22 protein-coding genes and 1 pseudogene are annotated in these 24,028 nt (G+C 64.3%); 17 read left to right on the forward strand and 6 right to left on the reverse strand.

Translation table 11 applies throughout. The features are described 5' to 3' along the window. Position 1: 1 nt before the first annotated feature. Complete coding sequence (locus H1B27_RS12230) at positions 2-646, reverse strand: hypothetical protein (RefSeq protein ID WP_197966230.1); 645 nt, start codon at positions 644-646, stop codon at positions 2-4. Between H1B27_RS12230 and H1B27_RS12235 the strand changes: the two genes are divergently transcribed. The 5 genes from H1B27_RS12235 to H1B27_RS12255 all read left to right on the forward strand — a co-directional run bounded on the left by H1B27_RS12235 (position 623) and on the right by H1B27_RS12255 (position 3,538). Beyond that, positions 623-946: a tyrosine-type recombinase/integrase gene (locus H1B27_RS12235; protein ID WP_197966231.1), complete on the forward strand. Its 324-nt coding sequence runs from the start codon at positions 623-625 to the stop codon at positions 944-946. The two genes, H1B27_RS12230 and H1B27_RS12235, sit on opposite strands and share 24 nt — an antisense overlap. A 221-nt stretch (positions 947-1,167) precedes the next feature. Next, complete coding sequence (locus H1B27_RS12240) at positions 1,168-1,407, forward strand: helix-turn-helix transcriptional regulator (RefSeq protein ID WP_197966232.1); 240 nt, start codon at positions 1,168-1,170, stop codon at positions 1,405-1,407. A 2-nt stretch (positions 1,408-1,409) separates the two neighbouring features. After that, entirely contained in the window at positions 1,410-1,628 is a 219-nt protein-coding gene (locus tag H1B27_RS12245) for a hypothetical protein (RefSeq protein ID WP_197966233.1), read from the forward strand. Positions 1,629-1,643: 15 nt separating this feature from the next. Beyond that, entirely contained in the window at positions 1,644-1,892 is a 249-nt protein-coding gene (locus H1B27_RS40055; RefSeq protein WP_246515378.1) for a gene transfer agent family protein, read from the forward strand. Further along, positions 1,892-3,538 (forward strand): hypothetical protein, encoded by a 1,647-nt coding sequence (locus H1B27_RS12255; protein ID WP_197966456.1) that lies wholly within the window; start codon positions 1,892-1,894, stop codon positions 3,536-3,538. The genes H1B27_RS40055 and H1B27_RS12255 overlap by 1 nt, the downstream gene beginning before the upstream one ends. 228 nt (positions 3,539-3,766) lie before the next feature. On the opposite strand, the pseudogene H1B27_RS41190 reads toward H1B27_RS12255, so the two are convergent. Further along, positions 3,767-4,303, reverse strand: a pseudogene (locus tag H1B27_RS41190) (integrase arm-type DNA-binding domain-containing protein); the annotation flags it as partial. Positions 4,304-4,689: 386 nt separating this feature from the next. Between H1B27_RS41190 and H1B27_RS12265 the strand changes: the two are divergent. The 5 genes from H1B27_RS12265 (at position 4,690) to H1B27_RS12285 (ending at position 11,431) form a co-directional block, all read left to right on the forward strand. Then, positions 4,690-4,869 (forward strand): hypothetical protein, encoded by a 180-nt coding sequence (locus H1B27_RS12265; RefSeq protein WP_061881570.1) that lies wholly within the window; start codon positions 4,690-4,692, stop codon positions 4,867-4,869. A 139-nt stretch (positions 4,870-5,008) separates the two neighbouring features. Continuing rightward, positions 5,009-5,671, forward strand: a complete 663-nt coding sequence (locus H1B27_RS12270) for a protein-L-isoaspartate O-methyltransferase family protein (protein ID WP_061881559.1) — start codon at positions 5,009-5,011, stop codon at positions 5,669-5,671. 203 nt (positions 5,672-5,874) lie between these two features. Next, positions 5,875-7,260 (forward strand): TolC family outer membrane protein, encoded by a 1,386-nt coding sequence (locus tag H1B27_RS12275; protein ID WP_197966234.1) that lies wholly within the window; start codon positions 5,875-5,877, stop codon positions 7,258-7,260. A gap of 394 nt (positions 7,261-7,654) precedes the next feature. After that, positions 7,655-8,428: a PopZ family protein gene (locus H1B27_RS12280; RefSeq protein ID WP_197966235.1), complete on the forward strand. Its 774-nt coding sequence runs from the start codon at positions 7,655-7,657 to the stop codon at positions 8,426-8,428. 126 nt (positions 8,429-8,554) lie between these two features. Continuing rightward, positions 8,555-11,431, forward strand: coding sequence for a valine--tRNA ligase (locus tag H1B27_RS12285; RefSeq protein ID WP_061881572.1), 2,877 nt, complete (start codon positions 8,555-8,557; stop codon positions 11,429-11,431). Positions 11,432-11,542: 111 nt separating this feature from the next. Here the strand turns inward: H1B27_RS12285 and H1B27_RS12290 are convergent, their stop codons facing one another. Next, positions 11,543-12,145 carry a DNA-3-methyladenine glycosylase gene (locus H1B27_RS12290; protein ID WP_197966236.1) on the reverse strand — a complete coding sequence of 201 codons (603 nt, stop codon included), beginning with the start codon at positions 12,143-12,145 and terminating at the stop codon, positions 11,543-11,545. A gap of 130 nt (positions 12,146-12,275) precedes the next feature. On the opposite strand from H1B27_RS12290, the gene lipA reads away from it, so the two are divergent. The 3 genes from lipA (at position 12,276) to H1B27_RS12305 (ending at position 15,398) form a co-directional block, all read left to right on the forward strand. Next, the gene (lipA, locus tag H1B27_RS12295; protein ID WP_197966237.1) at positions 12,276-13,232 is read left to right on the forward strand and encodes a lipoyl synthase; all 957 of its coding nucleotides are present in this window, start codon (positions 12,276-12,278) and stop codon (positions 13,230-13,232) included. A gap of 6 nt (positions 13,233-13,238) precedes the next feature. Continuing rightward, positions 13,239-13,721, forward strand: coding sequence for a type II toxin-antitoxin system RatA family toxin (locus tag H1B27_RS12300; protein ID WP_197966238.1), 483 nt, complete (start codon positions 13,239-13,241; stop codon positions 13,719-13,721). A gap of 900 nt (positions 13,722-14,621) precedes the next feature. Beyond that, positions 14,622-15,398, forward strand: coding sequence for a mechanosensitive ion channel family protein (locus H1B27_RS12305; RefSeq protein WP_061881576.1), 777 nt, complete (start codon positions 14,622-14,624; stop codon positions 15,396-15,398). Positions 15,399-15,420: 22 nt separating this feature from the next. On the opposite strand, the gene H1B27_RS12310 is transcribed toward H1B27_RS12305, so the two are convergent. Beyond that, positions 15,421-16,029: a CinA family protein gene (locus H1B27_RS12310; RefSeq protein WP_061881577.1), complete on the reverse strand. Its 609-nt coding sequence runs from the start codon at positions 16,027-16,029 to the stop codon at positions 15,421-15,423. 3 nt (positions 16,030-16,032) lie between these two features. Continuing rightward, positions 16,033-17,229 (reverse strand): bifunctional 2-C-methyl-D-erythritol 4-phosphate cytidylyltransferase/2-C-methyl-D-erythritol 2,4-cyclodiphosphate synthase, encoded by a 1,197-nt coding sequence (locus tag H1B27_RS12315; RefSeq protein WP_197966239.1) that lies wholly within the window; start codon positions 17,227-17,229, stop codon positions 16,033-16,035. A 278-nt stretch (positions 17,230-17,507) separates the two neighbouring features. Here H1B27_RS12315 and dusB point away from each other — a divergent pair, with 278 nt between their 5' ends. From dusB to ntrC, 3 genes are read left to right on the forward strand one after another with little or no spacing between them, the layout of a single operon-like run. After that, positions 17,508-18,509, forward strand: a complete 1,002-nt coding sequence (gene dusB, locus H1B27_RS12320; protein ID WP_197966445.1) for a tRNA dihydrouridine synthase DusB — start codon at positions 17,508-17,510, stop codon at positions 18,507-18,509. Beyond that, a complete protein-coding gene (locus H1B27_RS12325; RefSeq protein WP_028179545.1) occupies positions 18,506-19,681 on the forward strand; it encodes a two-component system sensor histidine kinase NtrB in 1,176 nt (391 codons plus the stop codon). Before dusB ends, H1B27_RS12325 begins: the two co-directional genes overlap by 4 nt. Positions 19,682-19,690: 9 nt before the next feature. After that, a complete protein-coding gene (gene ntrC / locus H1B27_RS12330; RefSeq protein WP_025036261.1) occupies positions 19,691-21,133 on the forward strand; it encodes a nitrogen regulation protein NR(I) in 1,443 nt (480 codons plus the stop codon). Between the two features lie 163 nt (positions 21,134-21,296). Here the strand turns inward: ntrC and H1B27_RS12335 are convergent, their stop codons facing one another. Further along, the gene (locus H1B27_RS12335; RefSeq protein ID WP_197488759.1) at positions 21,297-21,443 is read right to left on the reverse strand and encodes a hypothetical protein; all 147 of its coding nucleotides are present in this window, start codon (positions 21,441-21,443) and stop codon (positions 21,297-21,299) included. A gap of 176 nt (positions 21,444-21,619) precedes the next feature. Here H1B27_RS12335 and H1B27_RS12340 point away from each other — a divergent pair, with 176 nt between their 5' ends. Beyond that, positions 21,620-24,022, forward strand: coding sequence for a sensor histidine kinase NtrY-like (locus H1B27_RS12340; protein WP_197966240.1), 2,403 nt, complete (start codon positions 21,620-21,622; stop codon positions 24,020-24,022). Positions 24,023-24,028 lie beyond the last annotated feature (6 nt).

The raw sequence follows: 24,028 nt of genomic DNA on the forward strand, positions 1-24,028 counted from the left end.
CTCACAAACTCCGACCGGACCTCGCCCGCCTGACAGCATCAACCACCCTGCCGGGTAGTTCCGCGTTCTGCTGAGCCATAGCCGCCTTGATGAGCGCCACCGTCTTCTCGCTAGCGTCGCCCTGAATAACGACCGAGCCGCTGTGAACTGTGACACCGCCGCCACCACCACCATTCCTGAGAATGTCATTCGGGATGACCTGCGAGCCGCGCGGGATGTTCAACAGCTCTGGGCCACGTTCGCCTACGATGGACAGCCCGCCTGGCGCGAAGTCTGTGCCCTTTGCGAACTTCGGGAAAAGCTGCGAGCCGACCTGGATGGTGTCGACGGCACCCCCACCGCCACCCCCGAACAAGCTGCCAAGACTAAACCCCCCACCACCCGAGCCTCCAAACGCCGACGCCCACAATTGGTCTGCCGCCATCGAGGCGAGTTTGTCGGAGATCTTGCTTAGTGCGTTCAGCCCGGCGGACTGCAGTGCATCCATCGCCGATGCCCCGTTCCGGATCTCCTGGGTAAAGTCGCTGAAGACCCCACGCGTGATGTCCTGGCCAATCTGTCCGATCTGCTGCATGGATTGAACCATGCGCAGCGCGGCGGCTTCGCTGAGATCGTAAGAAAGATGAAGGCGCAGTCGCTCAATCACTTCGTATTCCCAGGCGTGCGCGCCAACCGGCCCATCTCCGATATGACGTTCGGCAAGGTCATAACCGCCCACGGCGGTGGCGACGCGACCACGCACGGTTTCCGCAGCACATTTAAGGACTGGGCCACTGAGGAGACCGAGCACGAGAACTACGTCTCCGAGGCCGCACTGGGTCATGCTGCCGGTGATGCCGTTGAGCGGGCCTATCGCCGAGGCGACGCCCTGAAGAAGCGCCGGGCGCTGATGGATGACTGGGCGCGATATCTGGCCGGCGATTCACCCGCAAAAGCTGCCGCTTAATCGTGTCGATGACTACTGCAACACAAAACCCGCACGATAGAAAAAAATAAAGGTGCGGTGTTCGCGTTGCAGTTTGCAACAGTGTCGTACATATTGGTGACGCCTACGCGGCTTCAGCCGCAAGCGTGATTGGCCCTTCTGCCGAGCGCTATCGGTTCTCTCGATGGCCCTGACGGGGATCACCTCCCCCAGGCTGCCCATCCGACCAGACCTCAATCAAAATGCACAACACGAATCCGCTTGCTGGCGAGCCATCGCTAGTCAGTATCAAACACGCCTGCGAACTCACTTCGCTGTCGCGTACGATGATCAACCGCTACCGAGCGGAAGGCCGCTTCCCTGCTGCCGTTCCGCTCGGGGATAAAAGAATCGCTTTCGTTAAATCGGAAGTTTCGGAATGGATAGCTGAGCGCATTGCTGCGCGCGGCGTGAACGACAATGTCAAAGTGGAGGCCGCATAACCATGACCGGCGATATAACTGGACGTGACCACTACATCCTCACGGAAGCCCTCGCTACCGCCATAGTTACTCTCTCGCAGATGAAGCACCCGCCCGAGAGCAACATCGCGAACATGAAGGAGATTCTCGCCGAGTGGTATCCGGACGGCGGCTTCGCACCTTCGATCGCAATCGCCGAGAGGCGGTTCGAGATGCTGTCGAATGGTGGGGAGGCCGCGTGATGGATGGCCTGATATATGGCGATTCTCGCATTCGCCGCCGGCTCAAATCGGCTGGCCTCCGGCTCAAGAGAAAGGGCGATGGATACATGGTTCTCGATGACCGCAACATCGTCTTCCTCGGATGCCATCGGCGGTGGCATGGACGTGGACGAAGCCTTCGCACTCGTGAAGGAGCATGTCACGGGCAAACCTCTTGCGGCCAACGCCCTCATTGCCAGTGAAGTGATCTCCGCGCTCTTCGTCGGCGTGGCGGAGGCTGCCTGATGGCGGGCCCCTCGCTAATCATTCCGGTCGGCGCGGATATTCGTCAATTTCAAAAGTCGATGAATGAGACTACCAGCCTCGCTACCAAGGCGACACTGGCGATCACAAAGCAAACGATTCAAATGTCCGCCGGCTTCCTGGCATCGCAGGGCGCAGCAGGAGCGGCGGCGCTGGCCTTCGGTCGGCTGCTGGGCGCGGCGGCCCCTGTGTTGCTGGCGATCACGGCTGTCCGTGATGCCTTCAAATTGATGGGCTACGCCACCGAGCTTGCGAAGGAAAAAATTGCGGAGTTCAACCAGGTAACGGCCGACGCGACCGCGACCGGCTTCAGCACTGAGTTCTTCCAGCGCATCACGAAGTCGGGCGGTGAGGCGCGGGACAGGGTCAACGACCTGACCGAGGCCCTGAAGCGATTTAACGACCAGTCGACGGACAAGCTTGGCGGCAGCGCTTTGCAAAAGCGGCTCGACGAACTGCAGAAGGTAGGCAACTTCCCAGGCACGGCTATCGGCGGCAATGATGCTGAGGGCAAGCTCCGAAGCGTGGTGGCTTTGATAGACGATGCTCTGCAAAAAGGACAACGCCTCGCCGCTCTCGACCTGGCTGAAACGGCTTTCGGCCCGAAGGTTGCGGCGGCCCTGCGTGCCAATAGCGGCTACCTGGCAGACATGCTCCAGCGCGCCGACGCGGTCAACAAGACGCAGCTGATTTCCGACGAAGACCTGGGCCGCGCCCAGGATCTGCAACGCCGCATGGACGCCGCCCAGAAGATCCTCGCCGATAAATGGAAGCCCGTTCAGGACGACATTGCCAAGCTGGGAATGAATTATCATGAGTCCTGGGTGGCCATCACCGAGGATTTGGCATCGGCGGTCGGATACGCGACGCAGCTATACAGCGCCCTCGGAAAGGTGCCAGATTGGTTTGCAAACCGGATCGGTGGCGCATCTGTCTGGAAGTCTATCACCGAGGCGACGACGACTCCTGAGAGCCGCAAGGCGTCTGAGGATTACTACGGCATCACAAAAGACCCTCGCGATGTTCAGATGGCCCCCGCTACTGACAAGCTCGGCGCGGCCCTCAAAAACTACGCCGCCGTAACCGCAGCAATGCGACAAGCACAGGATGTTGCGACCGCAGTTCGCGGGGATACGTCCAAGGATACCGCCAAGAAAACTGAAGAGCAGGCCGACGCGTATGATCGGGCCAGCGAAGCAATCGAGAAGCACATCGCTCGCCTGGGCGCAGATGCGAACGCACAGGGGCTCGGTGCTGCCGCCCAAGCTCAGATGCGCGCTGAGGCACAACTGACGACCGCGGCGATGCAGGCTTACGGCAAGGTCACGCCACAGGTAGCTGCCGAAATCTCCGACTTCGCCAAGCGCACGGGCGAGGCGGCTGCAGCGCTGGAGAAGGCCAAGGTCGCGGCTTCGATTGAGTTTGGCGCTAAGACCGCCTTCCTCACCGCGGACGATCTCAGCATCGCCCGCCAGCTTGCTGGCATATACGGCAACGACGTAACGGCGGCTCTCGGCAGCAACCGCGCGCTCGCAGAGCGGGACACGAAGCTCTCTGCGCTCCTTGGTACGCGCCTCGGGGATAGTCCATGTTGCGGCATCCAGGTCAAACTCAGCCCACACGGCTAGGCGGGTCTCAGCGCTTCGCGTGGTGGTCAGGACAAGGAACTCCAGCGCTCGCGCCGTTATCGTGTCGGTGCTGCGGAGTCGCTTCATGAAGGCCGGCGCATCCTTGTAGGGGAGGGCCTCATGGTGGCCGCGCGTCGACTCGTCCGGCTTGTGAAGGACGTGCTCCAGATTGCCCTTCCACGCGGCCGGATTCTCGCCGCTGCGCAACCCCTCTACCTTGGCTGCGTCCAAGACGCGCTCAATGCGCCACCGGAGTTTTTCCGCCGTCTCCTGTTTCGTGCCCCAGAGCGGGCGCACAGCCGCCAGCACGTCATGGATGTCGATGTCCGCAAGCGCCTTGTCGCGCATCGCCTTGACGTGGTTGGTCAGCGTGTTCCGCCAGCCGGCCTCGGTCTTGGCGCCCCGCCACCGCCCGGCCTGCACGGCGGCGTCTATGTAGGCGTCGGCATACTGGCCGAACGTCATCACACCGGCCGCCACTTTGGCCGCCTCGATCGCCTCAACGGCCCGGTGGGCGATTGGATCAATGCCGCGCCGGAGCAGGGCGCGGGCTGCTTCGGCCCTCTGGCGCGCCTCTCCGAGCCCCACAGTGTGCAACGGCCCGATACCCATTTCCCGGCGCTTGCCGCCGAAGCGGTAGTCTAAGATCCAGTATCGGCCGTTGCCATTGGTGACCAGCCATAGGCCACCGCCATCGCGCAGTTTCGCGGCCTTGTTGGCAGCGATAGCCTTCACCGTGAGCGCATTTAAAGTGTGGCTCCCCATTTCGACCCCGCTGGCTTCCCCGCTTTTTCCCCGCTATTGGGGTGTGCGCTAGCAGTAACCGCTATGGGCGACATGGGCAAGGCGCTTAGTATATGTCTGCGAAATAACGGCTTTTCCGCTTGTCCATGCTGCACACATTGCCACCATGGACTTGAACGAATATCCAGCCCGGGGAGCCAAATTTTGCCGACAATTCAGTGATTTACACCCGCATCCTAATGCGGGCGATCTTCTTAGCCTGATTTTGGAGTACGGCCTCCGTAATCCAGCGTGGAATCACGCTTGAACAGATGTGTGCGCGGGCGCGGTGGCGCCATGCGGACGGCGCCAAATCGACTCAATTCAAATCGAGCATTGACCCGCCGGACATTTACGGAGCTTATTCCATGTCAGACATTCAGGCCGACCGTTCTCTCATGGCCCCCTCGATTCTGCCGGCCGACGTTCCCGAACTCAGCGACGACGAATGCATCGCCCGTCTGGCGCGCGCGGTCGAGACGCCGGATTCGGCACGGCTGGACGAGGTCGCCGCTCTGATCGGCCGCCTCGCGGTGGCGATCGAGTAGGACTGGTCGATCCTCCGATTGGGCAGTTGCGGAAGCCTTGGTCTCCCGGGGCCAACGGCCATGTTGCGTTTTGACCGAGCATGCTCCAAAGATGCCGCGAATTTCTTCCGCGGCATCGTCCGCATTGCAGGGTCCGCAAATGTCCGGTTTCTCGACCGCGCGCCAGAAAATGGTCGATGGCCAGGTGCGCACCAGTGACGTCACCGATCGTCGTGTTCTCGATGCCATGCTCACGGTTCCGCGCGAGGCCTTCGTGCCTGCCGCCCGGCAGGCGCTGGCCTATCTCGATCTCGACCTCGACGTGAGCGAAGGCGGCGCCAAGCGGTTCCTGATCAAGCCGGCGCTCACCGGCAAGCTGCTTCAGGCCGCCGAAATCGGCGAGGGCGACAGCGTGCTGGTCGTCGGCTGCGCCACGGGCTACCTCGCGGCGCTGACCGCCAAGCTTGCGCGGCAGGTCGCCGCGACCGAGTGCGATTCGGCCTTGGCCGCGAAAGCCAAGGATGCCTTCACCGCCCTGGGGCTTGCCAATGCCACCTGCCGGGCGGCGGCGTGCCCCGAAGGGGAACCCTCTGCCGCTCCCTATGACGTCATCGTCCTCAACGGAGCGGCCGAGGTGATGCCGGAAGCCCTGCTCGGGCAGCTGAAGGAGGGGGGGCGTCTGGTGGGGGTGTCGGCCGAATCCAGGCCGCCGCGGGCCATGATCGTGACCCGTACCCACGGTGAATTCGGCCATCGGGCCCTGTTCGATGCTGCAGCCCCGGTCCTTCCCGGGCTGGAACGGGCCGCCGCCTTCGTGTTCTGAGGGGCCAAAGCCCGCCAAAATCCCGTTCCGAATCAGAAGTGTGGCAGGGATGCTGCACGTGAAGAGTTTCCGCTGAGAACCACCCTCGGGTAGTTCCGTCGCGCTTGCCCCCGTCCTATGTTGCAGCGGGGCGATGACTCCTCGTAGACGGTAAACCCAGCTCGTGGGCACGGGGTGGGCGTTAGATGAACGGAATTTAAGGGATGCATGGGGTGAAGCTCTTCACCGGAGCTGCGGTTTCGGTCCTGCTGCTGGCGCTTGCCGGGCCGACGCCTGCCTTGGCGGAGACGATGGAAGGCGCGCTCGTGCGTGCCTATCAGGACAATCCGCAGCTCAACGCGCAGCGCGCCCAGGTGCGTGTGACCGACGAAAACGTGCCTCAGGCACTGTCCGGGTATCGCCCGAGAGTTTCGCTGACTGCGAGCGCCGGCTATCAATATCAGGACATATTGAGCGCGCCGGGCACTGGACCGATCAACGGGACGACCGTCCCCCGCAGCGCCGCCGTTACCATTCAGCAGTCTCTGTACAACGGCAACCAAACCGCCAACCGGGTTCGGGGCGCAGAGCATCAGGTCTCCGGCGCGCGCGAGGGGCTGCGCAATCTCGAGCAAAGTGTTCTGTTCTTGGCGGCGCAGACGTACATGGACTATCTGCGCGATTCGGCGACGGTCGAGGTCAACAAGAGCAACGTCCGGGTCCTCGAGCAGACGTTGAAGCAGACCCGCGACCGCTTCAACGTCGGCGAAGTCACTCGCACCGACGTGGCGCAATCGGAAGCGCAGTTGGCTGCAGGACGAACGTTGGAGCAGCAGTCCGAGGCCACGCTGACGGCGACGCGCGCGACCTATCGCCGTGTGATCGGCAACGACCCTGTCAACCTTGCGCCCGGCTCGCCGGTGGATCGTTTGCTGCCGCCGTCGCTGGCAAAAGCGGTCGAGCTTGCGCTTATTGAGAACCCGACAGTCACAGCAGCGATGTTCGGCATCGATGTCGCTTATATGAGCGTGAAGATCAATGAAGGCGCGCTGCTGCCGACGGTCACATTGCAAGCGACCGCCCAGCAGGCAAACGAACAGACTTTGATTCAAAACAGGGCGTTCAGCGCCTCTGCTGTCGCGCAAGCTTCGTGGCAGCTCTATGCGGGCGGCTCCGAATATTCCCTGATCCGGCAGTCCAAGGAGACGCTGGCCCAGCAGCGTCTTACGCTTGATCAGACTCGTGACCAGGCTCGCGCTGACACCGCATCTGCCTGGGGCCTGCTCCAGGCATCCAAAGCGCAGGTGACGTCCGCACAAGCCCAGGTGACGGCATCCGAGATCGCGCTGAACGGTGTGCGCGAGGAGGCAAAGGCCGGGCAGCGCACCACGCTCGACGTTCTCAATGCGCAGCAGGCGCTGGTCAACGCCCGCATCAATCTCGTGAACGCGCAGCATGATCGCGTTGTGAATTCCTACAGGGTCCTCAGTACCATTGGCCGCCTGTCGCCGCAGGTGCTTGGTCTGCGGACCACAACCTACGACCCCAGCGTTCACTATCATCAGGTACGCGACAGCTGGGCCGGCGTGCGTACGCCCGACGGGCGCTGATCCTCCTAAGGCGCGATGCGATCAGGATGAATCGCCATCGCGCTTTAGGTTTTGTTCAAGCACGATCTTTTCGGAATATCTCTCCGGATCATGCCTTGGTGATTCGGGCGACCTCGCCGACAGCCGAGGTCGACCGGTGCTTTGCTTGCAATCGTCAAAATCCCTGACATAGCCTTGCCAGAATGATGCGGGTCGATTCGGCCCCGCGTTGATGTCGTGTGCGTAATGCTTGAGTGCCGGCGCGGGGGCGCACCGCTGCACGTTGAGCCGTGATCTGGGGACAAGTCGGGCTGCCGCGACGAAAATGAGGGGCCTCCCGTCCGGAACCGGCCAATCCTGTCGTGCTTGGTGGTAAAACGACGCATGCGAGGGCGTTGATGATGTGGAGTCGGAGATGACGCAGCCTGCAAAGGTCACAGAACCCTCGATGGAGGAGATTCTGGCCTCGATCCGGCGCATCATTGCCGACGATGAGGCAAAGCCCCCGCCGGCTGAGGCCGCCAAGCCCGAGAAGGCCGCAGCGCCCGCGACGCCGCCGAAGCCGCAGGCAATGAACGATATTCCGCCATCCAAGGTCGCGCCCGCAAAACCTGCGGCCGAGAAGCCGGCGCCGCCAGTTGCGAAGCCGGCTCCGCCGCCGTCACCCGCGCCAGTGGCGGACGCCACCAACAACCAGGACGATATCGACGCGCTGCTGGCAGGGCTCGACGCGGCCACACCTGCGCCCGAGGTCCGCGCTCCCGAGCCGGAGCCAGAACCAGAACCAGAACCCGACGTGCTCGAATTGACGGACGAGATGGCGGTGGATCCGACACCGCCTCCGCCGCCGCCCAGCTTCCGCAAGGTCGAGCCGCGCGACGATCTCGAATTCGCCGAATCGCCCCCGCCACGGCCTACACCGCCGCCGTCCTACGCGCCGGTGGACTTTGACGCCCCGCCGCTGCCGCCGCAGCAGCCGATCCTCGCGCAATCGACGGTCTCCGCGGTCGAATCCGCCTTCAACTCCCTGGCCCACACGGTGCTCAGCAGCAATGCACGGACGCTGGAGGACCTGGTTAAGGAGATGCTGCGGCCGATGCTGAAGTCCTGGCTCGACGACAACCTGCCGGGCCTCGTTGAACGCATCGTGAAGGCCGAAATCGAGCGGGTCTCGCGCGGCGGCCGCTGAGAAGGGCCATACGGCCCCGATATAGCCCCGCTCGTACGCCATATTGGGCTCGTCGACCGGGCCGGAAAACCCGTGCGCTGACGTTTTCGTTGACTTGGCCCACTCGCGCGGCTTTCTAGCTGCCCCATGATCGAGAAAAATTACCAGCCCGCCGATATCGAAGCCCGCATGTCCGTCGTGTGGGAAGATGGCCTTGCCTTCAAGGCCGGTCGCCCCGACCGGCGTGATGCCGTGCCCTTCACCATCGTGATCCCGCCGCCGAACGTGACGGGTTCGCTGCACATGGGCCACGCCCTCAACAATACGCTGCAGGACATCCTGTGCCGGTTCGAGCGCATGCGCGGCCGCGACGTGCTGTGGCAGCCCGGTACCGACCATGCCGGTATCGCCACCCAGATGGTGGTCGAGCGGCAGCTGATGGAGCGTCAGCAGCCCGGCCGCCGCGAGATGGGCCGCGCGAAGTTCCTCGAGCGGGTCTGGCAATGGAAGGCCGAGAGCGGCGACACCATCATCAACCAGCTCAAGCGGCTCGGCGCGTCCTGCGACTGGTCGCGCGAGCGCTTCACCATGGACGAGGGCCTGTCGAAAGCCGTCGTCAAGGTGTTCGTCGAGCTGCACCGCGAGGGGCTGATCTACAAGGACAAGCGGCTAGTGAACTGGGACACCAAGCTCTTGACCGCGATCTCCGATCTCGAGGTGCAGCAGGTCGAAGTCAAGGGCCACCTCTGGTACCTGCGCTATCCGATCGAGGGCAAGAATTTCAACCCCGAAGATCCCTCGAGCTTCATCGTCGTCGCGACCACGCGTCCCGAGACCATGCTCGGCGATACCGGCGTTGCCGTGCATCCCGAGGATGAGCGCTATCAGAAGCTGATCGGCAAAAACGTCATCCTGCCGCTGGTCGGCCGCAAGATTGCGATCGTTGCCGACGAGTACTCCGATCCGGACAAGGGCTCGGGCGCGGTGAAGGTGACGCCGGCGCACGACTTCAACGATTTCGAAGTCGGCAATCGCCACGGCTTGCGCCGGATCAGCGTGCTCGACAGGGAAGGTTGCCTCGATCTCCTCGACAACGAGGATTATCTGCGCGACCTGCCTGAAGGCGCCGCGCAGTTCGCCGAGGAGTTCCACAAGGTCGACCGCTTCGCTGCGCGCAAGCGCATCGTCGAGCGGCTGGAATCGTTCGGCTTCGTCGAGCGGATCGAGCCGCACACTCACATGGTGCCGCATGGTGACCGCTCGAACAGCGTGATCGAGCCGTATCTGACCGACCAATGGTATGTCGACGCCAAGACGCTGGCGAGACCTGCGATCGCCGCGGTTCGTTCGGGCGAAACGACGTTCGTGCCGAAGAACTGGGAAAAGACCTATTTCGACTGGATGGAGAACATCCAGCCCTGGTGCATCTCGCGCCAGCTCTGGTGGGGCCACCAGATTCCGGCCTGGTACGGACCTGACGGCAAGGTGTTCGTGGCCGAGACCGAGGAGGAGGCTGTCAGTCACGCGCTCGGCTATTACGTCGAGCAGGAAGTCATCACGGTCGAGCAGGGGCGCGAGATGGCGCTCGACCGCAACAAGCGCGAAGGCTTCATCACCCGCGACGAGGATGTGCTCGACACCTGGTTCTCGTCGGCGCTGTGGCCGTTCTCGACGCTCGGCTGGCCGGACGATACGCCCGAGGTGCAGCGCTATTACCCGACCAACGCGCTTGTGACGGGCTTCGACATCATCTTCTTCTGGGTCGCCCGCATGATGATGATGGGCCTGCACTTCATGAAGGAAGTGCCGTTCTCGACCATCTACATCCACGCCCTCGTCCGAGACGAGAAGGGCGCCAAGATGTCGAAGTCGAAGGGCAACGTCATCGATCCCCTGAACCTGATCGACGAATACGGCGCCGACGCGCTGCGTTTCACGCTGGCGGCGATGGCGGCGCAGGGGCGCGACATCAAGCTCGCCACCAGCCGCGTCGAGGGCTATCGCAATTTCGCGACGAAGCTCTGGAACGCCTGTCGCTTCGCCGAGATGAACCACTGCGCTGTTCCCGAAGGCTTCGAGCCGGCGAACGCGAAGGAGACGCTGAACCGCTGGATCGCGCATGAGACCGCGCACACCACGCGCGAGGTGACCGAGGCGATCGAAGCCTATCGCTTCAACGATGCCGCGGGCAGCATCTATCGCTTCGTCTGGAACGTCTATTGCGACTGGTATGTCGAGCTTGCAAAGCCCGTGCTGCTCGGTCCGGACAGTCCCGCCAAGGACGAGACCCGCGCCATGGTCGCCTGGGCGCGCGATGAGATCCTGAAGCTGCTGCACCCCTTCATGCCCTTCATCACCGAGGAGCTGTGGGAGGTGACGGCCAATCGCGAGGGCCTGCTGGCATTGGCGCCGTGGCCGCTGAAGCAGGTCGAACCGACGCCGGAGCAACTCGCGATGCTCGCGGCGACGACGGGTCCGACCGATGCACTCGTTTCGCCGGCCTGGGTGCTGCCGATCTTCGATCATGCCGACTTCACCGATCCCGCGGCCGAGGCCGAGATTGGTTGGGTGATCGACCTCGTGACGCAGATCCGCTCGGTGCGCGCCGAGATGAACATCCCGCCGGCGACGCTGACGGCGTTGGTGCTCGCCGGCGCCTCGGCCAAGACCAGGGAGCGCGCGCCGCGCTGGACCGACGTCATCAAGCGCATGGCCCGGCTGTCGGACATTTCCTTTGCAGAACGTGCGCCTGACGGCGCGGTTCAGCTCCTGGTGCGCGGTGAGGTGGCTGCGCTGCCGCTGAAGGGCGTGATCGACGTTGCTGCCGAGCGTACGCGGCTCGACAAGGAGATCGGCAAGGCCGACGCCGACATCAAGCGCGCCGAATCCAAGCTGGCGAACGAGAAGTTCGTCGCCAACGCGGCGGAGGAGGTCGTCGAGGAGGAGCGCGAAAAGCGCGAGGCCGCGCTGGCGCGCAAGGCCAAGCTGCTCGAGGCGCTGGAGCGGCTGAAGCAGGCGTCTTGATCTCGCTGTCATTCCGGGGCGATGCGTAGCATCGAACTCTGGTGCGCAATTGCGCACCTGAGAAATCTCGAGGTTCCGGGTTCGCGTCTTCGACGCGCCCCGGAATGACGACTACTTCGGAAACGGCTTGCTCAAGAACTTCGAGCCTTTGAGGCCATAGCGCCATGGCAGCTCGACCGCCTTGGTGATGCCGATGCGGATGCCGGTTGCGACCTCGACCTCCTCGGTTCGCGCATGCAGCGCGATTGGCGGACGGTCCAGCGGCAGGGCGTTGTGCGCGATGGTGATGCCGAGCGCCTCGGTCAGCTTGCCCGGGCCCGAGCACAGCGCATGCGCATCCTGGAGATGCCGGCGCCGGCGCATCGCAGCCAGGCCGTGCGTCGGCTCCAGCGCGCGGATCAGCACGGCGCTGGCCGAGCCTTCCTCCTCGCAGACGAAGTTCACGCACCAGTGGATGCCGTAGGAGCGATAGACATAGGCAAAGCCGGGCGGGCCAAACATGACCTTGTTCCGCGGCGTCGGTCCGCGATAGGAGTGTGCGGCTGGGTCGGTATGATGATAGGCCTCGACTTCGACGATGATCCCGCCGACACCGTTGACCAGCATGGTCGCGCCGATCAGGTCGGGTGCGACCTCATGCACGCTGCGGCCGAAAAAGGTCCGCTTCAGCTGCTTGCCGAGCCGCGGTGTGGATGCCTTCGAGATTGGAGCCATTCGAGGTGAGAATCGCCCGAGAACAGAGCAGGATATTGCCCATATCTGCCATGTTCCCTGAAGCGGCGCGAGCCGGGTTGCGGCAGGCAGCCAGACCGATTAGGTAGGACCTGAACAGACCGGACACCCCATGGTCGTTATTGTCGATACCATCTCGAACCCGCTGCGCCCGCGCCACCCCGAAAAGGTGAACCGGCCTGATTCCGCTTCGCCGCCCAAGCCGGACTGGATCCGCGTGCGCGCGCCGAATACCCGCGGCTATGCAGACACCCGCAACATCGTGCGGGCGAACGGCCTGCACACGGTATGCGAGGAGGCGGGCTGCCCGAACATCGGCGAGTGCTGGGACAAGAAGCACGCGACCTTCATGATCATGGGTGACACCTGCACCCGCGCCTGTGCCTTCTGCAACGTCAAGACCGGCCTGCCCAATGCGCTGGATGCGGCCGAGCCGCAGAACGTCGCCGAGGCGGTCGCCAAGCTCGGCCTCGCTCATGTCGTCATCACCTCCGTCGACCGCGACGACCTCGCCGACGGCGGCGCCGAGCACTTCGCTCAGACCATCCGCGCGATCCGGGCCGCGTGCCCCTCGACCACGATCGAGATCCTTACGCCGGACTTCCTGCGCAAGGAGGGGGCACTCGAAATCGTCGTTGCCGCGAAGCCCGACGTGTTCAACCACAATCTCGAGACCGTGCCGTCGCGCTATCTCACAGTACGGCCCGGCGCGCGCTACTTCCACTCGATCCGGCTGTTGCAGCGGGTCAAGGAACTCGATCCCACCATCTTCACCAAGTCCGGGATCATGGTCGGTCTCGGCGAGGAGCGCCACGAGGTGCAGCAGGTGATGGACGATCTGCGTTCGGCCGAGGTCGACTTCCTGACCATCGGCCAGTACCTCCAGCCGACCCGCAAGCACCATGCCGTGATGCGGTACGTGCCGCCGGACGAGTTTTCGTCTTACGAGAAGATCGCCTACACCAAGGGCTTCCTGATGGTGTCGGCGAGCCCGCTGACCCGCTCGTCGCATCATGCCGGCGAGGACTTTGCGAGACTGAAGGCCGCGCGGGCAGCTAACGCCCACTGAACCGATATGCCCCGTTTTTCCAGCAAGCGCCGTGTCAATCACAGCGCATCCGAGATGTTCGATCTGGTCGCCGACGTCGAGCGTTATCCGGAATTCGTGCCGCTGTGCAGCGCCCTGAAGGTTCGTCAGCGCATGGCAAAGCCCGACGGCACCGAGGTGCTGGTTGCCGACATGACGGTATCGTTCAAGCTGGTCAAGGAATCCTTCACTAGCCGGGTGACGCTCGACCGCGCCAATCTGAAGATCCTGGTCGAGTATCTGCAGGGTCCTTTCAGCAACCTCGAAAACCGCTGGACGTTCGAGCCCAAGGGCCAAGAGGGGGGTGAGGGCGTCTGCGACGTCGGATTCTTTCTCGCCTACGAGTTCAGGAGCCGCATGCTGGCGATGCTGATGGGCTCGATGTTCGACGCCGCCTTCGCGCGCTTCTCGACCGCGTTTGAAAAGCGTGCGGACGCGATCTACGGCCGGCCGAAGCTGGCGTCGACGTAGGTTGGTAGCGCTCGTGTCCCGACGCGCTGCAATGCCGAGCATTGCTGCGCAGTGCGGGGACGCAGGTCTTGCAAGCAAAGCATGGGTTCCGGCTTCCGCAGCGCACCGCTAAAAGAGCACTGCGCCGCGTCCGGGGGCACGGGCGTCCCCCTCAATCCACCGCCTTCACGACGTCAGGCGGCATTGCTGCCTGCGTCCACCCGCGTGTCGTGACAATCGCGATACGCCCCTCTGACCGGGATGAGGTGACGGACGGGTACGCCAAATCCGAACTTCGGTAAAGCGGAATATTTTCGCCGGCGCGGATTGACCTGCCGGCTGGGTGTCTTGCCCGACAGGCAGCACAAGGGTTGGTAGGGATGGGCTGTCACGCGCAAGCCTGTGGCGCACGATCGAGCAGTCAGACTTCGTGCGGGCCGTGCGGTCCGGGCCAAAACGTAGAGCAGCGGCGGCCCACCCTTTTGCCCGCGAGGCGGTACACCTGTAAGGGGTGTATTTACTAAGGAATTCAACTAGAATATGAGTCGGGCGCGGGGCTTGCGGAGCTGGACGGGACAGATGGCGCGCTGGAAGCAATCGTGGAGCGAGGAAGACCTCAACCGACTCAGGGAGCTTGCAGGCACCAAGCCAATTACGACCATCGCGAGGGAGCTCGGACGGACCACGGGGACGGTGCTTGCGAAGGCGATCGAGCAAAAGCTCCCCGTCATGTGTCGTGTCGAGCGAGCGGCGCAATAACGGGATTCGCGATGAACCTGGAATTCCGGCCGGTCAGTACCCGGGTTTCACGTCGCTCCCACCCATGAGATGCCGCGTCGGGCGCTTGACGATTGGCTAGCCCCGAAGGGGATCATTTTCCACGACAGCGAGTTTTAACCGATTGCCTTGGTTGGAGCCGCCATGACCGTCAATTTCGACACGGTGAAAGCCTCGCTCGTTCTCTATGGGCTGAACGCGATCTACGCGATCCTGCTGCTCGCCATCGGCTGGTACCTGTCCAGCGCGATGCAGCGTTTCGTCACGCGCGTCCTGAGCGTCACGCATCGCGTCGATCCGCTGGTGACGTTGTTCGTGGGCAGCCTCGCGCGCTATGGCGTGCTCGCGGTGGTCGGCATCGCCGTGCTGCAGCTCTTCGGCATCCAGACCGCGAGCCTCGTCGCCGTGCTGGGCGCCACATCTCTCGCCATTGGTCTGGCGTTGCAGGGTACGCTCTCCAATCTCGCTGCCGGCGTGATGCTGCTGTTGTTCCGGCCCTTTCGCATCGGCGACGACGTCGAGGTCGCCGGCAAGGCGGGGAAGGTGAGGTCGCTGTCTCTGTTCATGACCGAACTCGTCGCGGCCGACAACACGCAGATCCTGCTGCCGAACGGACAGGTGTGGGGTGCAGCGATCGTCAACCACAGCGCCTATCCCGGCACCGGCGAGGTCAAGGTGGCGTTTCCGGTTCCGGCCGGCGCCGCTTCGGCGCTGGCCGATCGGATCCTGACGGAGTTGCGCAATGACTCCCGCATGGACGATCAGGCTGCACCTGCCGTCAACATCTCCAGAGTGGTCGATGTCGCCAATCCGGCGTCGCCGATCGTGGAGTTGACGGTCAGCGCGAAGGCGAAGCCATCACAGGTGGACGCGGTCAGGCAGTGCGTGCTGGATCACGCCAGCGCGCTGCTCGCGGCATAGGCGTTTCGGCGGCGCAGATCTTTCAGCCTCGCGGCGAACGCGGCGGCCTGCGCTTCACCGCATGCCGGCGCGGCGAGCGGGTCACGCGCGGGCGCAGGCGGCTGGCGGCGGTGCGCTGCGGCTTGGCCGCGACTTGCGGGCCGCGGGCGAGCTCCATCAGCATCCGCAGCGCCTCGACCACCGAGCGGGCGCGCACGGCGCTGCGGCCGATCGCGCCAAAACGGTGCTCGCGATGGATGATGCGGCCGTCGCGCGCGGCGGCCGCGAAGTGCACGAGACCGACCGGCTTGCCGGGCGTGGCGCCGCCAGGGCCGGCGATGCCGGTGATGGCGACGGCGAGATCGACATCGGCACGCTCCAGCGCGCCGATTGCCATCGCAGTCGCGGTCTCCTTGCTGACGGCGCCGAAATTCGTCAGCGTGCTCGCTTCGACCCCCAACATCGCGCGCTTGGCGTCATTGGAATAGGTGACGAAGCCGCGGTCGATCACGTCGGAGGAACCGGGGATGTCAGTCAGCGCGCCGGCGACGAGGCCGCCGGTGCAGGATTCCGCAGTCGCGATCGTCAGCTTGCGCATCCGGCACAGATCGAGCAGCGAGCGGGAGAGGGCGCGTGCGTCGCTGCCGCCCATGGCTTACGCGCTCCATGTCTTTTCGTTGAACGGCAGGCGGATGGTGGCGCTCGCGGTGGCCGCGATGCCCTCCTCACGGCCGGTGAAGCCAAGGCGTTCGCTGGTCGTTGCCTTCACCGCGACGCGGGAGATATCGACGCCGGAGATCTCGGCGATGCGCGCGCGCATGGTGTCGCGCAAGGGACCGATCTTCGGCCGCTCGCAGATCAGCGTCACCTCGAGATTGGCGACGCGGCCGCCGCGCTGGGCGACGCGCTCGATGGCGTATTTCAGGAACTGGTCGGAGGAGGCGCCCTTCCATTTCGCATCGCTCGGCGGGAAGTGCGAGCCGATGTCGCCGTCGGCCAATGCCCCGAGGATGGCATCCACTAGGGCATGCAGGCCGACATCGCCGTCGGAATGGGCCAGGAACCCCTTGGTGTGCGGCACGCGCACGCCGCAGATCATGACATGGTCGCCTTCACCGAAAGCGTGCACGTCGTAGCCGGTGCCGGTCCTGATGTCGCCGAGCAGGGCAGCTAGGCGCGCTTCCTCGCGCACGAAATCCTCGGGAGTGGTGAGCTTCATATTGGCAACATCGCCCTCAAAGGTTGCGACCGTCAATCCCGCCCATTCGGCAATCGCGGCATCGTCGGTGAAATCAGAGCGCCCGTCCTTCGCCGCGCGACGATGCGCCTCGAGGATGACGTCGAAACGAAAGGATTGCGGCGTCTGCGCGATTCTGAGGCGCGCCCGGTCCGGCGTGTCCTCGACATTGCCGCCCTCGCCGGTGAGCTTGATGGTATCGGTGACGGGCACGACCGGGATCGCAGCGCCGGCGCGGCCCGCCGCTTCGATCGCGCGCGAGATCACGCCTGCCGAGACGAAGGGGCGGGCGGCATCGTGGATCAGCACGATGTCCGGCTTGTGCTTCGCCAGCGCTTCGAGGCCGGCGAGCACTGAGGCCTGACGGGTGGCGCCGCCATTGGTCGGCGGCTCGTGCCTCAGCCCTGTGACCGCTGCGGTGAACATAGCGCTGTCGTCGGGGTTCACCACCGGCTGCACCGCAGATACCTCCGGGTGGCGGCTGAACGCCTCCATGGCGCGGTAGATCACCGGCACACCGCCAATCTCGCGATATTGCTTAGGCCCGCCGGCGCCCGCACGCAGTCCACGCCCGGCTGCGACGAGAACGACTGCGGTGCGCTGTGATTTCGCCATAGGACTCAATTACTCAGTTGCTCATCAAGGAGTCGGGGAGGGGATTGCCGGCATGCCTCTAGCACGGCAGGCCCGCAAAAAAAGGGGGTTTCCCCGGATTGTGGGAAACAGCATTTTGCTGCACTGCACTTGAAAGATCTGCAGAACTGTCTAAACTGTAGGCATGACGCTTGACTGCACAAGAATTGTGCGCAAGATAGATCATGGCAGGCGCGATGAAGCCCTGCACAGTCAACGAGACCCCTGTGACCGGCTCGGCAGTATCCGGCTCTAAGCCGTTGAAAATAGGCGATATTGATATCGCCACCCCGGTCTTCCTGGCACCGATGTCGGGTGTGACTGACTCGCCCGTCCGCCGGCTGGCCGCCGAGCTTGGGGCGGGTCTCGTGGTGTCCGAAATGACCGCGAGCGATGAGCTCGCCAATGGCCACCGGATGTCCCGGTTGCGCTGCGAAGCCACCGGCATCGGCCCGCATGTAGTCCAGCTCGCCGGCTGCGAGACGCACTGGATGGCCGAAGGCGCCCGGATCGCCGAAGCCGAAGGCGCCGATATCATCGACATCAACATGGGCTGTCCGGCCCGCCACGTCACCGGCGGCCAGTCCGGTTCAGCCTTGATGCGCGACCTTGACCATGCCGTCAGCCTGATCGATGCGACGATCGCTGCGGTGAAGGTGCCGGTGACGCTGAAGATGCGGCTCGGCTGGGACGACCAGACGCGCAACGCGCCGGAGCTGGCGCGGCGCGCGGAAGCAGCAGGCGTCGAGCTCGTCACCGTCCATGGCCGCACCCGCTGCCAGTTCTACAAGGGCGATGCCGACTGGGATGCGATCCGCGCCGTACGCGAGGCCATCTCGATCCCGCTCGTCGTCAATGGCGACATTACGTCTTACGAGAAGGCGCTCGCAGCATTGGAGGCCTCAGGCGCCGACGCCGTGATGATCGGCCGTGGTGCTCAGGGCCAGCCCTGGCTGCCCGGTCAGATCGGCCGCCGCCTGCAGGGCGGGGCCGAGGAGGCGACGCCTTCGCTCGAAACGCAGCTGCATTATGTCCGCACGCTCTATGATGGCGTCTGCGCGCTCTATGGCCTGCGCATCGGACTGAGGCATGCCCGCAAGCATCTGAGCTGGGCACTCGACGTCGCGGCGCAGGTGAGCCGTGCGCCGGCGGAGAAGCTGAAATCCTGGCGCCAGAAGATCCTGGTCTCTGAGGATCCGCGTCTCGTTCACAAGTCACTGCAAGATGCCTTCGACGACTTCGCATGGAGCGCTGCTGCATGAGCTCAGCCGCTGAACATCGTCGGCCCCTTCAGTCCGACAGCGACGCGATCCTGGACGCCTTGCCCAATCCCGTGCTCATGATCGGGCCGGACGGCAAGATCGTCGCCGCCAATATCGCGACCGAAGCCTTCTTCGAGATCTCGACGCAGTTCCTGAAGCGGCAGTCGCTGAAGGAGCTGGTGCCGTTCGGCAGCCCGTTGCTGGCGCTGATCGACCAGGTGCGCTCGTCGAATTCGCCGGTCAACGAATACAAGGTCGATCTCGGCACGCCGCGCATGGGCGGCGACCGCCAGGTCGATCTGCACGTGGCTCCTCTCACGGAGCGGCCCGGCCACATCGTGGTGATGCTCCAGGAGCGCAGCATTGCCGACAAGATGGACCGCCAGCTCACCCATCGCAGCGCCGCGCGTTCGGTGATCGCGCTCGCCGCGATGCTGGCGCACGAGATCAAGAATCCGCTGTCCGGCATCCGCGGCGCGGCGCAGCTTCTGGAGCAGCAGGCCTCGTCCGAGGACCGCATGCTGACGCGGCTGATCTGCGACGAGGCCGACCGCATCGTGACGCTGGTCGACCGCATGGAGGTGTTCGGCGACGAGCGCCCCGTGGTGCGCGGCCCCGTCAACATCCATTCGGTGCTCGACCATGTGAAGCGGCTGGCGCAGTCGGGCTTTGCCCGCAACATCCGCTTCGTCGAGGACTACGATCCCTCGCTGCCGCCGGTGCTGGCGAACCAGGATCAGCTGATTCAGGTGTTCCTCAACCTCGTGAAGAACGCCGCCGAAGCCCTGATCGACGTGCCGGACGCCGAGATCCAGCTCACCACCGCGTTCCGCCCCGGCGTGCGCCTGTCAGTTCCCGGTCAAAAATCCAGGGTATCCCTGCCGCTGGAATTCTGCGTGAAGGACAACGGACCAGGCGTGCCGGACGATCTTCTGCCCAATCTGTTCGATCCCTTCGTGACCACCAAGCAGACCGGCTCGGGTCTCGGCCTGGCGCTGGTCGCCAAGATCGTCGGCGATCACGGGGGCATCATCGAATGCGAATCTCAGCCGCGCAAGACCACCTTCCGCGTGCTGATGCCGATGTATTCCACATCGGTGAAACATGCCGATCAAAGCAGTCGCGCCGACTCTGCCGGTAAGTCGTCGCCTGCGTCACAGGGGGCAAAATGAGGATCAACGATGCCCGCAGGTAGCATTCTCGTAGCCGATGACGATACCGCCATCCGCACCGTACTCAATCAGGCTCTGTCCCGCGCCGGTTACGAGGTGCGGCTGACCGGCAATGCCGCAACGCTGTGGCGCTGGGTCAGCCAGGGCGAGGGCGACCTCGTCATCACCGACGTGGTGATGCCGGACGAAAACGCCTTCGACCTGTTGCCGCGGATCAAGAAGATGCGGCCGAATCTGCCCGTCATCGTCATGAGCGCGCAGAACACGTTCATGACGGCGATCCGCGCTTCCGAGCGCGGGGCCTACGAATATCTGCCCAAGCCCTTCGACCTCAAGGAGCTGATCGCCATCGTCGGTCGCGCGCTCGCCGAGCCGAAGGAGCGGACGTCGACGCCGGACGAAGATGCCGAGATGGAGGCGATCCCGCTGGTCGGCCGCTCGCCGGCGATGCAGGAAATCTACCGCGTGCTGGCGCGCCTGATGCAGACCGACCTCACCGTGATGATCACGGGCGAGTCCGGCACCGGCAAGGAACTGGTGGCGCGGGCGCTGCACGATTACGGCAAGCGCCGCAACGGCCCGTTCGTCGCGGTCAATATGGCGGCGATTCCGCGCGATCTCATCGAGTCCGAATTGTTCGGGCACGAGCGCGGGGCCTTCACCGGCGCGAACACCCGCGCCTCCGGCCGGTTCGAGCAGGCCGAGGGCGGCACGCTGTTCCTGGATGAGATCGGCGACATGCCGATGGAGGCGCAGACCCGCCTGCTGCGCGTGTTGCAGCAGGGCGAATACACGACGGTCGGCGGCCGCACGCCCATCAAGACGGACGTGCGCATCGTCGCGGCCTCCAACAAGGATCTGCGTGTCCTGATCCAGCAGGGCCTGTTTCGCGAAGACCTGTTCTTCCGCCTCAACGTCGTACCGTTGCGGCTGCCGCCCTTGCGCGAGCGCATCGAGGATCTGCCGGATCTCGTGCGGCACTTCTTCACGCTGGCCGAGAAGGATGGCCTGCCGCCGAAGAAGCTCGACACGCTGGCGCTGGAGCGGCTGAAGCAGCACCGCTGGCCCGGCAACGTGCGCGAGCTGGAAAATCTCGCCCGGCGCCTTGCCGCGCTCTATCCGCAGGACGTGATCACGGCCTCCGTCATCGACGGCGAGCTTGCGCCGCCCTCGGTCAGTCCGGGCGCCGCGGTCCAGCAGGGTGTCGACAATCTCGGCGGCGCGGTTGAGGCGTATCTGTCCTCGCACTTCCAGGGCTTCCCGAACGGCGTGCCGCCGCCCGGCCTCTATCACCGCATCCTCAAGGAGATCGAGGTGCCGCTGCTCACGGCCGCGCTGGCCGCCACCCGCGGCAACCAGATCCGTGCCGCCGACCTGCTCGGCCTCAACCGCAACACGCTGCGGAAGAAAATCCGGGATCTCGACATCCAGGTCTATCGGAGCGGGGGCTAGTCCCTCGAAGCGGACGGTAGCTCAGCTCCCCCTACCATGGTGGAGCTGAGCCTGTCCGAATCGCGCTGGCCGTGGTGGCTGACGCGGTGAGCAGAAGTCCCGACGGGACTGTAATGTTCCGCCCGCACATTCAAATTGATCATTCCAGCCGCAACGCGGCCATCTATCTGACCAGTCCGCCGGGTGCTGGCACCACGCTCGCGAGATTCAGGAGCGGCTGCTGAAGACCGAGGCCGTTGACCAAGAGGTCGGCGGCCACGATCAGCAGCAGAACGGCCGAAACCATCGTCGCGAGAAAGATCCTATCCATGCGGATCAAGCCGGGATGGTGGGAATCCGTTCCGCCCAAACGGCATGTGCCTGTGGATTGCGCGGGTCCGCCATGGCGGACGCGCCGCGGAATTGTCGCAATTCGGCAACAATGTGGTACGAATACATCAGTATCCGCGCGTCCGCGGACCCGTTTTCAGCACCGCCATTGCCGGAATGACCAGCGCAGATACCTCGGCCGCACACTTTGACACGGCCCCAGCGGAAGAGCCCCGGCGTTGGTCGGTGCGACGCTGGCTGGCACCCTTTGCCGTGGCGCTGGCGCTGCTGTCGGCCCTCCTGACCTTCCTGGTCCTGACGGGTCTGAGCACGATCGAGCCGACGCCCGGGGTGGTCCGCACATTCTATCTGATCAATGCCGCCACGATCCTGCTGCTGGTCGGGATCATCATCCGGGAACTCTGGCAGCTGATCCTGGCGCGGCGGCGGGGCAGGGCGGCGGCGCGTCTTCACGTCCAGATCGTCAGCCTGTTCTCGATCGTGGCGGTGCTGCCGGCGGTGCTGGTCTCCGTCGTTGCCAACGTCACCATCGAGCGCGGCCTCGACCGGTTGTTCTCCGGCCCGACCAAGGAGGTGATCCAGAACTCACTGACGATCGCGCGGGCCTATATGCAGGACCACGCGCAGCTGATCCGCGGCGACATTCTCGGCATGGCCAACGATATCGCGCACGCAAGGCCGCTCTACGACCAGGATCGCCGCTCGTTCCGGGAGATGCTGACGGCGAGCGCCGCCTCGCGCAATTTGCCGGGCGCGATGATCATCGACAAGAACACCAATATCCTGGAATCCGCCGACACCGGCATGCGGCTGGCTTATTCGCCGCCCGCGCCGGACTTCCTCAGCAATGTCAACGAGAACGAACCCGAGATCGCGGTCCTGCCGGACGCGAGCTTTGTCGCCGCGGTGATCCGCCTGCGCGCCTTCAACGACACCTTCCTCTATGTCGCCCGTCCGCTCGATCCGAACGTCGTCAATCAGCTCAAGCAGACCGAAGTCAGCGTCGCCGAATACGCCCAGATCGAGTCACGCCGCCTCGGCATCCAGGTCGCCTTCGCGCTGATGTTCGCGGTGATCGCGCTCACCATCCTGATGGCCTCGGTGCTGATCGGCCTCAACTTCGCCAACTCGCTGGTCTCGCCGATCCGGCGGCTGATGAACGCGGCCCATACGGTTTCGACCGGCGACCTCCATGTGAAGGTGCCGGTGCATCAGTCGGAAGGCGATCTCGCCCAGCTGGGCGAGACTTTCAACAAGATGACGCAGGAATTGCGCAGCCAGCGCGACGAACTGGTCAATGCCAGCGACCTCATCGACAGCCGCCGCCGTTTCATCGAGGCCGTGCTGTCCTCGGCGAGCGCCGGCATCATCGGCGTCGATACTTCCGGCAGCGTCGGCATCCTCAACCGTTCGGCCGAGAAGCTGATCGGGCACTCCGAAGCGGAGACGCTGGGCCATCCGCTCTCGGACGTGCTGCCCGAGCTCGACGAGATGATGAAGACGGCGCGGGAAGGGACCCAGCGCCTGGTGCAGGGGCAGATCACCATCACCCGCGACGGTGCCGAGCGCAATCTGTCGGTCCGCGTCAGCGCCGAGAAGAACCAGCCGCACGACAGCTACATCATCACGCTCGACGACATCACCGAGCTGGTCTCGGCCCAGCGCACCTCGGCCTGGGGCGACGTGGCGCGCCGCATCGCTCACGAGATCAAGAACCCGCTGACGCCGATCCAGCTCTCCGCCGAGCGCATCCGCCGCAAGTTCGGCAAGTCCATCACCGAGGTCAAGGACAAGCAGATCTTCGACCAGTGCACCGACACCATCGTGCGCCAGGTCGACGACATCAGGCGCATGGTCGACGAGTTCTCGCGTTTTGCGCGGATGCCCAAACCAGTGATGGAAGGCGAGGACGTCGCCGACACCGTGCGTCAGGCGGTGTTCCTGATGAAGGTCGCCCATCCCGAAATCGATATCGAGGCCGAGTTCAAGGACGATCCGCTCCGCGCCCAGTTCGACCGGCGGCTGATCTCCCAGGCGGTGACCAACATCGTCAAGAACGCCACCGAGGCAATCGAGCAGGTCCCCCCCGAGGAGCTCGGCAAAGGCCGAATCGACGTCGTGGTGTCGCGCGAGGGCGACGACGTGCTGATCGACGTCATCGACAACGGTATCGGCCTGCCCAAGGTCGCGCGCTCGCGCTTGCTCGAGCCGTACGTCACCACGCGTGCCAAGGGCACGGGCCTGGGGCTGGCCATCGTCGGCCGCGTGCTGGAAGACCATGGCGGGCGGATCGAGCTGAAGGACGCCTCCGACTTCCGCGAAGGCCAGCGCGGCGCCTGGATGCGGATGCGCTTTGCGATCTCGGGGCAACCCGCGAAATCCGGGGGCGTCGAGCCAGCGCCCAGCGAAGCAACCAAGCCGGAAAACAAGGCAGCGGTCACGGAATCCGTGAACAAATCCAGCAGCGAGCTGGAAACAAAAGAGCCGCCTGCCGGAACCAAAGAGCCGGCTGAAAAGACCAATGAATCAACGAAAATCGAAGCCTCAACGGGCAGCTGACAACAC

Origin of the sequence: Bradyrhizobium diversitatis (assembly GCF_016031635.1) — a bacterium.
Classification (GTDB): Bacteria; Pseudomonadota; Alphaproteobacteria; order Rhizobiales; family Xanthobacteraceae; genus Bradyrhizobium; species Bradyrhizobium diversitatis.